Annotated in this window: 4 protein-coding genes; all 4 read right to left on the bottom strand. The window is 43.7% G+C overall.

Features of this window, described 5'->3' with window-relative positions:
• Positions 1-256: 256 nt before the first annotated feature.
• Positions 257-5,344: an Ig-like domain-containing protein gene (locus AC0YN6_RS14720; RefSeq protein WP_475747704.1), complete on the bottom strand. Its 5,088-nt coding sequence runs from the start codon at positions 5,342-5,344 to the stop codon at positions 257-259.
• Positions 5,345-5,464: 120 nt separating this feature from the next.
• Positions 5,465-10,807, bottom strand: coding sequence for a DUF7402 domain-containing protein (locus AC0YN6_RS14715; RefSeq protein WP_475747703.1), 5,343 nt, complete (start codon positions 10,805-10,807; stop codon positions 5,465-5,467).
• Entirely contained in the window at positions 10,800-13,775 is a 2,976-nt protein-coding gene (locus AC0YN6_RS14710) for a malectin domain-containing carbohydrate-binding protein (protein ID WP_475747702.1), read from the bottom strand. Before AC0YN6_RS14710 ends, AC0YN6_RS14715 begins: the two co-directional genes overlap by 8 nt.
• Positions 13,776-13,897: 122 nt before the next feature.
• Positions 13,898-14,719, bottom strand: a complete 822-nt coding sequence (locus tag AC0YN6_RS14705) for a helix-turn-helix domain-containing protein (protein WP_475747701.1) — start codon at positions 14,717-14,719, stop codon at positions 13,898-13,900.
• Between the last annotated feature and the right edge of the window lie 53 nt (positions 14,720-14,772).

Here is a 14,772-nt window from a genome sequence, read left to right as displayed (position 1 = left end):
TTTGCCCAATCACTTCCTTTTATGATACATGTCGTATCATTCGTTTCATGGAAAACGCTTACAAAGGCAGTGAAGACACTTTCCTTTGCAACCTAATAATAACAAGCCATTAAAATCTGAATACTCGAAAAAGTATATTTCTCTCTGATATTTCTTAAATGGGGTTCTTTGAAAAGAATGAATTTCACTGTTTTTTGATATTCTACTGAAATTCAGCTCAAAAAAAAGGGGAGGCATTACGCCTCCCCCATTCGCTTTAACCCAGTATCAATCTAGCAATCTCTGCAAGATCAACGATGTCGATTAAACCGTCACCGTTCATATCCGCTTTTTCATACATAGCCCAGTCTGCATCAGCAGAAGTTTTTCCATAACCAGCTGCGATGAGAGCGAGATCACCGATGCTGATTTTACCGTCTCCATTCATATCACCAGAAGCCGCTACATTCACGGAAGCTTTAAATGCTCGCAACGCTGCTTCTAGTTGAACGATCGCTTGCTCCACTTGATCTTGAGTAGCCTCGCCTTGACCCGCCACTGCCTTGGCAAGATCAATTGCCGCTTGCAAGATCGCTTTCGTACCTACTGGATACTGACCAATTTCAGCTCCTTCTACCGCTGCATTATGCGAAGCTTGCGCACTTGTAATAAGTGCTTGCAATGCCGCTTTATCCACTGCGATAATTTGAATCGTGTACGGGGAACCATTGTTCACCGTCGTTTCGATTCCGCTTGCACCCGCAACAGCTGCGTCGGTTAAGAAGATGGAGCTCGTTAAGTTCTGGTCAGCCTCTTTGGCCTTGAAGTTCACTTTCAATACAGGAGCCGTGTGCTTTATTGCACTTCCGGACCCCGCACTTGCCATCAGAATGCGAACCTCACCTTCTGCTTCTTTGTGTCCGACGATCGTAAATCCACTTTGCAAAGCATCGACTGAAAGCAATTCTACTTGGGCCTTGTCATAATGGATCGTTTGATCCAGTGCATAAACGCTGTCTGCAACATTGCTCAAGACGTAGGTCACATCGAATGTCTCACCTGCGATGACGCTAGCGTCTCCCGTGGCCGTTAGGGTGTAATCCGTTGTTATAGGTGCCGCTTCCACGATAACCTTCTGCAAAACATTACCCAGATAACCTTCAACGTTAGCAACCGCAATGATTGTACCTGTATTTGCATACATGGCTGGATCGAATTCAGCAAATGTTAACGCCAAATCTTGAGTACCATTAGTAAATTGTGCGCTAATCGTTGATGGCAATTCAGGCGCTGTCCCCGCAATGGTAGTAACATCCTCAAGCTGACTTAGCAGCTCAAGTCCTTCGACGTTAACCGTTGTGCTGACCTTACCGTTTAATCCGACCAATTGTCCGTGAACAGTGAACGTACCTGACTTTTTGTACTGGGATGGATCCACAAGATCCCACTGGATATTGGCCCTTTGGCTCGTTCCATCTTCGAACGTCACGTTGGTCGATGTAGGCAATGCCGGAGCTGTGCCTACCTGCGTAGTGACAGACGCAATTGCGCCTACTGTTTTTATCGTATAAGGCTTGTCGATGTAAACCGTGTAGGTTTGGCTTCCTGCCAACGTTGTTTGGGCCAGAACCAGCACATTTCTTCCCTTGATCAGATTTAATGAAACTGGCGTAACATCATCTGTAAAGCTGCTTGTAATATCTGTACCGTTCAGCTTAATGGCAATGCTTGTGTTATCCAATACGACTTTAGGTCTGATTAGTGTCACAGGTTGTGTATCATCTGTTACAGTTGCCATATAAGTGTCGTGCCCCGGGTTAAAATCGCCGTTCAATGTAGCATTGCCAAGGCTCAAATCAGATGCATAATTGACATACTGCGGATTCGTTATGACTTGAATATCATCAAAAAACTGATCACAGTTATAGGTACCGAATCCGAAGCTGCCGCTTGTATAGGCGTTGCTAGAATGAGAGATTATTTTTTGTCCATCAACGACAAGTCCAATTTTGCCGCCGAACACTTGAATTTGAAAATCATGCCACTTCGAAGGATCAAATCCTTCGGGGGCAGGAGCTGTTGCTAACGTTGCATCCCCGGGGTTGTGTTGATTGATTGCAAAGAACGGTGTGCCCGCTGGATACTGACTAGATATGCCGCCTTTCAAGTTTCTTCTAAAAATAATTTGGTAAGCCGATGGGTTAGCTGTAGGATTACCTTGCGCATCAACGAATACGGTAAAGCCGTCGTACTGATGCACATTATCCGAAACATTGTTCCATGCCCCTAATTTCCACTTGAATTTAAGCATGTAGTTGCTCCACGACTGGTTAGAATATTGGGAAACACCACCATTCTGATAAAGCACTTTGCCGCTTTTGTTGATGCCTGATGATTCGGGGTTGTCAACTACGCTCAATTTGCCATTATAGTAATTCGTAAAATTGCTAGGTGTAACGCTGTTTTCAAAATCCCAACCCAACTGTTCAATATTGTCATTCGAACCATCATAAGGCGGCGGTGCTTGGAAAGGAATAAAGCCAGGCTCCGGTGCTTGATTTCCACCATAGATATTTAACTGATCAAAGTAATTATGACCGGTACCATTCGGTGAACCAAGTGATACGTAGTTGAAAGAGTTTGGTGTGTTTTCCCATGTTGTGCTATTGAGCGTCTTCACCACTTCCCCGTCAATAGAAAGCACGATTGTCCCTGGCGTTGAATAGTCGAACTTAAGCGTGTGCCAGCCCGTCGTTCGGCGAAGATTCGTTGCCGTTATTGTATTACCAACATTCACTACATAGTTGCTTCCATTAATGGCTGTATTAACGCCCATCGCAACGATACCCTCAGTTGTTCCATCGTCTACTCTTGCGTAAGTATTCGTTGTCACATATAGCGGATGTCCCACGTCATAGGTTACAAGACGTGATGGCGCCCTGTCGAAGAAATCAACGGTGACCACTTTGTTAAGATTGTCTGCAAAATTGCGGTAAAGCATTGACTTTGTTGCTCCGAGGTTGTTTAAGTCTAAGGCACCTTTACCAACAATATCCTCCGACATATATTCTTTCGAAATAGTAGGTTGAACTCCGCTGTATGACCATTTCGTCAAATCCAATTCTTCCTCAAAATGATCCGAAAAATATAGGTCTTGTGGAGGCGTTATTTCCGTATTCGTAATGGCGCCTGCATACTCTGCCGGGTAACGCCAAGTTTGAACGCCGATATTCGCATAATCCATTTTGGAATCATCAAAGCTTTCAAGTCCATCTTGTGGTCCCCTAAAGTTGAACGTAGTGTTGTCAACGACAACCTGGCCGTTTTGAAGATTGCTATTTTCAATGTTAAATTGGTGCGCATTCACCGTTTTAATATTTGACATATGAATCCCAACCCAACCCATATCAAGATTGATGTTGTTTGGCGCGATGTCCTTCATCGTCGGAATTGCGGCAACTTTATCTATAATAATCTGATCAAAATAGTTGGGCTGTGAATAGTTGTCACGCGGGTAGTATAGAAATGCCGTCATGATACCACCGTCATCGCCACCGTCCTGCTGAACATTGTGAATATAAATATTTGAGAACGTATTGTGGTGGGCATACTGGTCGCGTTTCAGGTCGTAAGGAAAAGCCGGATTCGTATATCCATCACCTAACCAGCCGTTATCCCAGCCTTGAACATTTGAACTTTGCAGTATAATCGCACGGCGCGGAGAATTATACATTTCAATATGCGATACCGTATTGTATGTTGCATTGCTTATCCCAACCGCGTGAGACAGCAAGGAAAGCTGACCTACGTCATGGATAACTAAGTTGTCGATAAGATTATGATTGGTAAAGCTTTCTGCCTGAGAGTTTCCGTCCACACCTGGAAAACCGCCCTGAATATCGACGCCGCCATGACCGGTATATTCAATAAGCGAATTGCTGACGGTAATATTGCTGGTGCCTACTCCAAGCTCTACACCCATCAATCCCGCATTTTTAATGTGTGAGTTTGTCATTGTAACATGACTCGCATAATTCAATGTGAGCACGCCACTCATAAACTGCGGACGTTCGCTCTGGCCTGAATATGTCGGGTTAGACGAATTTTTTGCATAATCTGGGAATGGATACTGCTTTACGCCATTACCATACTGAAGCCATGGAAAACCGCTTGAGTAATAACTCGGAAAGCTGGTGTCTTTAAAACCAAGTCCATCAAAAACGATATTATGAACAGGCGTAATGACGGTGTCATCCCATGTACCGGTTCTCTCGCCGGTCATGTTAATAATCTGTTCCGTCGTCGGAACAATAATATCCTGCTGCTCCAAATCTACTTCATCATTCTTTGGATAATAGTAAAGATCGTATGATACCGGGTTAAAGTAAAACTCACCAGGGGTATCCAAATAAGCTAGATTTCCTTGCAAATAATACCTGGAAGTGCCTCCGATCGTGTAGAGCGATGCAAAATCTGCAACATTGTTCGGGTTGAACGTAAGCACTTTCGAAGAGGGGTTTATATTGGTTACAGGCAAAGTATTGGAATTCCAAGAATGATCTCCACCAATATCGTTAGTGACAATCTGTACCGTTAAATCGCCCCGTGCTTGTGCGTTAACAAGCTTGCTTTCAAATATATTCGAAGCATCGGCAGCCTTGTAAGTCATATTGATATAAGATCCGCCTGCAGAATAAAGCGGATTGTCAAAAAACGATGACGGAAAGCCCGGATATTTATTTGAGTTAAGCGTCCTTGCCTGTGTTGCTCTCGTGTCATTGACATACATGGTGTTCACATGAAATGCTCCGCTTGCATTATTCGGCAGCGGACCTGAAGTAGCAGGGAGCCCATCCGGAAATATTGTATTCAATTGCGACTGCAAATTTGTCTTAAATACTTTGCCGACCATGCTTTGCTGCATATCCGACTCAGGGTTATTCGGATCGGCTGATACCTGCACTTCCGACCAGGCGGAGGTTGTTTTCATACCACCAATAAAGGACACACTGCCTGGAGCGCCTAATGTCCGATAGATCACATCAAATCCATTTGTTCCCGAATCATTCTTATCAAATGTAATTGGCTCGTATACATAATATTTGCCCGGAGCAATAAAAACGTAAATATCACCAGTCATATCATCATTAATTAAGCGAACAGCATCCTTAGCCGCTTGCAAGGTCGCGAATGGATGGTCGTAAGAGCCGTCATTCGAATCACTGCCAGATGTCGACACAAAGAACTCAGCCTGTATTCTATTGGTGGAAACGCTTTCTGAAGCAATAGCACTATTTCCCATAGTTGAGAATAGGCTGATTAACATGCAAAGTACCACGAATGCATTTAACTGCTTTTTACGCATTTACTGTCCCTCCCAATTTTCATTAATCATCTGCGGTTATTTCCATGCTTTTAAACACATGGATTAATTCATCCATTTGACAATAACAGGGGGAGACATTGCAGCTCCCCCCATTCGTAGTTAGCCCAGTATCAATCTAGCAATCTCAGCAAGATCAACGATGTCGATTTTATCGTCACCGTTCATATCCGCTTTTTCATACATAGCCCAGTCTGCATCTGCAGCAGTTTTTCCATAACCAGCTGCGATGAGAGCGAGATCCCCAATACTGATTTTACCGTCTCCATTTAGATCACCAGAAGCCGCTACATTCACGGAAGCTTTAAATGCTTGCAACGCTGCTTCTAGTTGAACGATCGCTTGCTCCACTTGATCTTGAGTAGCCTCACCTTGACCCGCCACTGCCTTGGCAAGATCAATTGCCGCTTGCAATATCGCTTTCGAACCAGCAGGATATTGACCGATTCCCGCTCCTTCTACCGCTGCATCATGCGATGCTTGCGCATTCGTAATAAGTGCATGCAATGCCGCTTTATCCACTGCGATAATTTGAATCGTGTACGCGGAACCATTGTCCACCGTCGTTTCGATTCCGCTTGCACCCGCAACAGCCACGTCGGTTAAGAAGATGGAGCTCGTTACGTTTTGGTCAGCCTCTTTGGCCTTGAAGTTCACTTTCAATACAGGAGCCGTAGACTTTATTGCACTTCCGGACCCCGCACTTGCCATCAGAATGCGAACCTCACCTTCTCCTTCCTTCTGTCCAACAATCGAAAATCCTCTTTGCAAGGCATCGACTGAAAGCAATTCTACTTGGGCCCTGTCATAATGGATCGATTGATCCAGTGCATAAACGCTATCTGCAACATTGCTCAAGACGTAGGTCACATCGAATGTCTCACCTGCGATGACGCTAGCAGCTCCCGTAGCCGTTAGAGTGTAATCCGTTGTTATAGGCGCCGCTTCCACGATAACCTTCTGCAAAACATTACCCGGATACCCTTCAACGTCAGCAACCGCAATGATTGTGCCTGCATTTGCATACATGGCTGGATCGAATTCAGCAAATGTTAACGCCAAATCTTGAGTACCATTAGTAAATTGGGCGCTAATCGTTGATGGCAATTCCGGCGCTGTCTCCGCAATGGTGATAACATCCTCAAGCTTGCTTAGCAGCTCAAGTCCTTCGACGCTAACCGTTGTGCTGACCTTACCGTTTAATCCGACCAATTGTCCGTGAACAGTGAACGTACCTGTCTTTTTGTACTGGGATGGATCCACAAGATCCCACTGTATATTGGCCCTTTGGCTCGTTCCATCCGCGAAAGTCACGTTGGTCGATGTAGGCAATGCTGGAGCAGTGCCGACCTGCGCAATGATTGGCGCAATCTCGTCTATTGATTCAATCGTATAAGACTTCTCAATATTAATAGTGAAGGCTTTCGTACCTGCCGACGTAATTTCCGACAAAACAAGTTTATTTCTTCCTTTATGCAAACCAAGAAGCTCTATTGCTGTGCTATAGTCGTTAAATTGATCCGTAATATCTACGCCGTTAAGCTCTACCTTTGTTTCCGCTCCAGCCAAAACCGGACGCGGACGGATCAAGGTAACTGGCGCGTCACTATCGTTGATCGTCGCAGCATAGAGAAACGCAGTCGGATTGTATTTACCATTCAACGTCACATTACTTAAATTAAAATCCGTTCCAAATTCGACATAGGTCGGATTGGAAATAATTTCGATGTCGTCTAGTAACACCTTAGAGTTGATTCCACCAAAACCGAACCCTCCGGATGTGTACATCCCGTCATTAGCTGACATTATTGTAACGCCATCAACGATAAATCCGACTTTACCTCCGTAAGCTTGAATTTGGAAGTCATGCCATTCTGTCTCATCGAATCCGCTTGGCAGTGCAGCTCTCCCAAGCGAGACGTCGCCTGGATTATGTCTGCTAATTTCAAAATATGGTGTACCTGCCGGATAACCAGGAGCTCCATTTTTATTCCGTCTAAAGATTACTTGATAGCTCGACGGATTTGCCACAGCTGTACCTTGAGTCATTACATAGATTGTAAAATGATCATATTGATTATTAAAAAGATTATGGGTGCCCCAATTAACAAACTTCCACTTCATATTGACAGTATAATTGCTCCATGGAGCATCTGACTGATAGAATAAAGTCCCATCATTACTTGAAGTTTGTAACACTTTATTGTTCAAGTCTGTCGGATCGGCAATCACGCTCAATTGGGGTTTTCCTGAGCCGAAAAGATTAAAATTCGGTACATTTCCATCCTCAAAATCCAAATCTAGCTGAACCTTATTGTCGTTAGATGAATCATAGTCGGGCACAGGCGGCGTGGATACCAAACCAGGATCTGGTGCTTCTGTTCCGCCATAAATATAGAACTGGTCGTAATAACTTACGCCTTTGCCATCATCGGTTCCAAGCGCAACATGATTAAAATTGGTCGCTGTATTCAATGTGTTAACCAAGACATCATCAATGTACAGCTTCACATCCGTACCGCTCGTATAATCCCATTTCAATTCATGCCAGCCATAGGTACGCGGGACAGAAGTAGCCGTCACCTTGGAACCATCTGAGAAAACATAAAATTTGGAACTGGACGTCGTGTCCAAGCCAAGCCCCACTGTATTAGTAGAATTGTCTACTCTTGCGATCGATTTAATGGTTGTTGCTATTGGTTCTCCAACATCATAAGTAGGAAGGAAGTTGTTTTGTCTGTCAAACAATTTCACAGTGACTATTTTATTAAGGTTAGTACCAAAATCCCTGTATAATACAGGTTTTGAACCTGCTGCCGCCGCGTCACTGTTTATTTTCAGTGATCTTTTGCCGACCCTCACATCTTCCGACATGAATTCTGTTGACGTGGTTGGTTTATTTCCGCTATACATCCACTTGGACAATTCCAATCCTTTCTCAAAATCATCCTTGAAATAGATGTTGGAAGGCTCTTGGTAAGTAGTGCTTGCCGGCAGGTATGCGCTCGGGTAGCCGACGATTACTCCTATATTCGCATAATCCATCAATGAATCGTCAAACGTGTCTATCTGTGAGTATCCTCCAAAGTTAATGTTTGTGTTGGTCAATACATATCTTGAATCGCCGCCGCCTATTTCAGCATTGTAATGCTGTGGATTGACGGATTTAAAATTGCTTATTTCGAATCCTGACGTTCCCATGTCAAGGTTCATGTTATTTGGAGCTATATCCGCCATGCTCGGGTTTGCTCCGGTGCTGCCAATGAGCATCTGATTAATATAATTCGGCCTGTTGATTGGACCTCGATACAAGAAGCAAGCAAAGAATGATCCGTCATCCCCGCCATCTTGCTGGTTGTCATGCAAGTAAATATATTCAAAGGTGTTATGATGCGAATACAAATCAGTCATTGGATTGTAATCTCGGTCCCCATCTATCGTATTTGGGTCTCCATCCGGAGCCGGATAATTAGGATTGCGGCTATATCCTGCAGAAAGGAAGATTCCTCTTCTTGACGAATTGTAAACCTCTAGATGGGATAACGTGTTATAACCTGAGTTCATTATTGTAATGCCGCTTGCTGAACCGACCAGCTCGCCTATATTACGAACAATCGTATTTGTTATTGTGTTATAGCTGTTATATCCATTCCCTTCCGAGTCCCCGCCGATGCCTGGATAACCGCCCTCCAGTTGAATACCGTTCATACCGGCGCCTTCTACCAAGGAGTTATTTATATTCGTGTATTGGTTGGCCAGATATACGTTTATTCCCATTAAACCCACATTCTTTATATGCACATTTTGGATTGTAATATGGTGTGTGTTCGTAAGCTGTAAGGCGCCCTTCTGAAACTCAACTCTTTCGGTCTGTTCGCTGTAAGACGGCTGTTTGACTCCGACTACTTGAGCTTCCGGCGGGTAAATACCCATGCCTGAGTAATCTCCATAATTCCATGCAAAACTGTAATAGTCAGGGAAATTAGTATCCTTTATCTGCAAACCGTCAAAGGTAATGTTCGATACAGTGCTTGTGCGTGATGAGCCCATGACTTCAATTATTTTCTCAAGTTTGGGAATTACGATATCCTGACTGCTTATATCGCCTGCTTCAGAAATCGGATAGTAATACAGGTATCCGGTTGTTTTATTGAAATAATATTCACCCGGCTGATCCAGAAAGCTTAAATTTCCCTGTAAAACAAACCTGGCGGCGGCGCCTATCGCATAATGCGGACGGTTTGCTTCAGGATGCCCAGGCGTTGTTTTGAAATGAATAGTGCCTGTGGACGGATTGATGCTTCCAATCGGAATCGTATCTGTCATCCAATCCCTGTAATCACAATCCCAAACATACACCTGTGCATCCAGTTCGCCGCGTGCCTGTGCATTTATCAGACCCGCTTCCGATACGGCATCCAGATTTTTACCATATTCAGACGACACTGTAACTGCAGCATTTGGTGAAATATTGGCATCTGTTGTATCCAATACCTTGAATTCTGAAAGGCCATTATTGCCGCTGCTGCCTTCAACCTGGAATTTGACCCAGCTTATGGTCTTATCTGGAAATGTAACCTCTTTAGCTGCGCCATCATTTGGAATCCCGGTTACATCGATTGAGCTTCCATCGCTGAAAGTCAATGTACCTCCCTTTGTCCAGTCAGAAGGGTTCAAACGGTCATGAAGGGTGACCTTATTGATCGTTTGGCTGCTGCTCCATTCAAGCTTGATCCATGGATTATTTTCACTGTTGGACGACCACTCGGTATTGGTTAAATTATCCACGGCTTTAGTCTTTATGTACGAGCTGCTGGAACTATTATAAACAAGTGATGATATACTTCCGCCCATGGCACTCATATATTCCGTAGAAGATACAGGAAACCCGGGATACCGATTTAAATTCCTTGTTCTCGCCATTACCGCCCTTTCATCATTTACGTATAACGTGTTGAAGTTGACTTCTGTTCCCACATAGGTCTTGTAAACATCACCTTCTACTAAAGCAGGCATATCTGCATCTGCTCCTGTACGGGCTACCAAGCTCCACTCTGAGGTTACTTTATTCCCGCCAATAAATTTCGCGCTTCCCAGTTCATCCAAATTTCTATAAATAACGTTAAAGCCATTGGTGCCTGAATCGCTTTCATTGAATGAAATCGTCTCGTTCACGTAATAATTCCCAGCAGCAATAAAAACGTAAATATCACCAGTCATATTGCTGTTAATTAGCCGCACAGCATCACGAGCCGCTTCCAAGGTCGCGAATGGATGGTCGTACGAACCGTCATTGGTGTCGTTACCTGTTGGTGCAACGAAAAATTGTGCTTGTATTCTGCTCTGTGTTACACCAGAAGCCTGTGCAGCATTGGTCCCCCAACTTAACAAGGTCGTTGATAGCATACAAAACATAACTAGAATAGTTAATTGCTTTTTAAACATTCGGTTTTCCTCCTTCATAAAGTACTACTGTTTGATTTAGTGCCGGTGCAGTTACTGGAAATTTCAATTTCTCATTATTTGCAATATTTGCTTCAATGAAGTATTCGAAATCTTCATCTGATTCCGGCAATAAGGAAACCTGATAAACACCGCGGTTTACATGAGTGCATGGTACTTTCTGATAATCCTCTTTCCCAAGATGTCTCCAATAAAGTGTTGCATCTACTGGACTTGTCACATTACAAACAATGATCACTTTCAGTTGAAGCGTCTCACCAACTCCAATGCTCGTGCGGACTGTTGGAACGATCAACCGAGCTTTGCCCGATAAAACACTAGGCGGCAGTGCATCTTCCGGAAGCGGCTTGCCGAGTAAATTCTCAAGCTCCTTACCAAGTTTATAAAGCTGAGACTGCATCGTTTGTTGCTGAATGTTGGCGAAGTTTCCCATTTCACCAGGGGTAGAGATGGTTGCTAGTAAATAACCGTTAAATTCCGAATACTGAACAACCAGTTGTTTGTAAATCGGTAATAGCTGAGTGTTAGCAATCATTAGTTTCTGATCAACGGAGGCATGCGCATGAAGTTTCTCTAACGCCGTTTCATACAATCCTAACGTGCAACCAATCTGGGCAGCAGCGCGTACAAACCGGAATTGATTGAGCCAATAATCGTATCGGTCCAGATGCCCAGCACCTTGAATAAGACTTCGTAAAGCTTCTAACTTTGCTATAAAATCATACTGAGTAGATACGTCATCCCATGGTGCTCGATTCACTTCGATCGTACTGCCCGGACCTGATACCCAATTGATTGGGCGTGGTAGATTACCATCTATTTCAGTAAAAATTGAAGCTGCATCTGCCGCTATTTCCGAACCAAATTGAGCTGTTGTCCAATCTTCATAAAAATCTGCAACGGGCAAGTCACGATCTCTGACTTTAAGCTCTGGCAGATCCGCTTCATATGAACCAACTGCAGGTCCTCCGCAATTGATAAATCGCGAGTAAGCAAAACCCTCAAACTGATTAATATCGTCGGTCTTCCCTACAACCTCTATCGCACTTAAACAAGCTTCGCCGTTATGACTTCTAAACGTTAAATCAAGCAACCCATCCGATACTTTTACTTCTTCGATCGAACGTTCCCAAGGCCTATTAATGCCTGCCCCAGCAAAGATGTCGAGTTGAAAAAGTCTTGCTTCTACACCGCTATTCGTGTATACATCAAAAACTCGTTTGCCTGGTTCTTTAATTTCCCACTCTTTGAATTTCAGCGTCAATTTATAGGTGCCGTTAGGTATTTGCAAACGGTATCCTTTCATTCCTGTTCGAACGGTATTATAGATTTCATCTGAACAATCCAGTATTGTTTCTAATTGTATGGATTGCCCCCCTGTAGATCCTTCAGAACTATAGTCCGTTTCCACTTGTTTTCCGAAGTCGGGACTCCAGCTTGCTTGCTCCCAGCCTGCAGCTGCAAGAGCAGCAAAGGTTGGATCAATCACTTTGGTTCTCCAATGGATGCCCATTAATCCTTCGCAGCCATAAGATAGTGCATCAGCGGCATCTCGGCGCATCCGACCTGACCACAATTGCGGCAAATTCATGGCAGGATCGTCTTCCACCCATGGAATTGCCCAAGTTGGACGTTCTTGAATCATTTGAAAGCTCGGCTCCACGAAATCAAGTCCGAGATTTCGGTTTATGCAACTGAAAGGCACAGATTTAGGAAGATGGCGGTCAAACAATGTCCGATCCGCTTGAGGACCAAGTACCCAGCCGCTTGTTGCAATCTGAATAGCAGGATTTACTTTTTCTGCGGCTTGAATTGCCAGTTGGATATCTGTTAATGTCGCTTGCGTTTGTTCCACTGAATTTCCGCCCCATGTCCAACTTTCTGGTGTCCATAACCAAAAATAATCAAGCGGGTGAGCACGTTCGATTCGTGTAAAAATCCCTTCGTAAAGCTGCTGAACTGTTGCTTGTTCCTGAGCGTTCAACCCTTTCTCTAATAAATGAGATTTAACTTCTTCTGGTATAGTAAGAGGTCCTTCCATTCCTAAACATGTGGTAATGTTATGCTCCTTCGCATAATCGAAAATATTTTTTAATACACGTCCAAAACGATTGAAAAGTTCATTGCTTGCTTCCATATCTTTTGGCCAAGGAGCCATATCTTGCATGTAATCCGCACCATAGTCGTCTCTCTCGAACAACTGATCGCCACCATCGGTAAAGCTGCTCGTTGTTTGCGCTGCATACCCCCATGCTCCGTTAATAGTCGTATAATGCCTAGATTGATAACTGTACGTTACATCGCCATTTTCCTTCACATCTTCTGCAAGTCCAATCCAGGTTGTCGGTTCCGCACTTGCATATAGATTTGTTCGCGGTCTCTCCGGGTACGTATGTAGTCCAATAAAATTCATACGAAGCTTCGTCAGTTGGGAAAGTACGCTTTTGTAATCATCTTCACTCCACCAATCCGGACCTTCCGGGAAATCATGGAAAGGAAGAATACCCCGTAAACGAAATAACGGTGAGCTCGTTTCATCAAGGTTTGGCAAAAAAAAAGGGATTTGTTCGTCAGGCACGATATCACCATGAAGGGAAAACCGGATTCCATAACGCTCGGCTAAACGATAAGCGGCATAAAGCAATCCTCCCTCTCGACCGCCTGTCACGATAACCCATTCCCCATCAGCGACTGATAACGCTTTCAAGATGTAGCTCTGTTCAAGCGTAGTTTGCTCTTGTTGCTCATTTACCACAATAGAATCCCTAATCAGCCTACTATCCGGATATCCGATAATAATTCCATTCGCACCTTCTGGAACGAAATCCACCGAAAGGATAGGCAAAAGGGTGGAAGTTCGCAAATAAATGTATCTGCGTACTTCCCTTGCCGCAAATCTTTCATACTTGGATGCGTTTCGCGAGTAAATAATTAGATTCTGTTCAAGCATGTATAGTCACTCCAATGTTGTGCGTTGTTATTCTGCATATTATGAAATCAGTTTACTTCGCGAGAGTCTCACCAACAATGGCTGTAATTTGTTTATTGTGTCTGTAATTGAGCGTTATGTATTTATTTAAGCTGATTCATGTTCCAGTGTTGATTACGAATTTCTGTAGGTGTATGAGTAGTCCATTTCTTAATCGTGCGTGCAAAATGATAGGAAGTTTTGAAGCCGCATTGATAGGCCACTTCTGTGATAGTCAACCCGGTATGGACTAATAAATCTACGCCTTGTTTGACACGATACTGCCATAAATAATGTATTGGAGTCATTTTCATATGCTTGTTAAACAATTTAATTAAATGCTCCTCTGTAACATTCGCTGCTTTTGACAGATCCGATAGACTAATGTCGTCGCTATAATGTCTTTGAACAAAATTTTTGGCTAAGTAAACCGCAGGGTGTTCATCTTGACCTTTCTCATGTTCGCTTGCCTCAGCTGCATACAAATAAAAGGCAGTTAAACCAAGCGCACGAAGCAGCATTCTATTTTCCCATGCGGACTTATGTTTAAGAGGTATCATCTGATTAACCAGCCGGTTCATTTCTTCAGATACTGGAATAGAAAAAGGCAGTTGCTTAAAAGCATTCTCAATCTCTGTCGATCCTTGCTCCACTTCTATAGTTACCCATCGATGCCAAGTTTCTTTCTCTCTAGCAAATTCGAATCTCTCTCTATGACCAGGCTTCAGAAGCACAACATGGCCAGGTTGAACAATATGTAATACTTCATCTATCCATAAACGAAGGGAACCCGAATCTAATATGAAAAGCTGCCAATCCCGCTGAATCCGCGGTCCGAATTGACTGCCTGGTGAATATACAATGGTGCCTGGTGATGCATGCAGAATACGAAAAGCAGGAAACCCGGATTCCATTTCATTTTTCATATGTTTTATTACCCCTTCCCCCTATTCGAACACGGAAGCTACGAACCATTGAT

This window comes from Paenibacillus sp. J22P15, assembly GCF_056269345.1.
The sequence above is the reverse complement of the archived record's forward strand: the minus strand, read 5'-3'. Positions and strand labels throughout refer to the sequence as shown.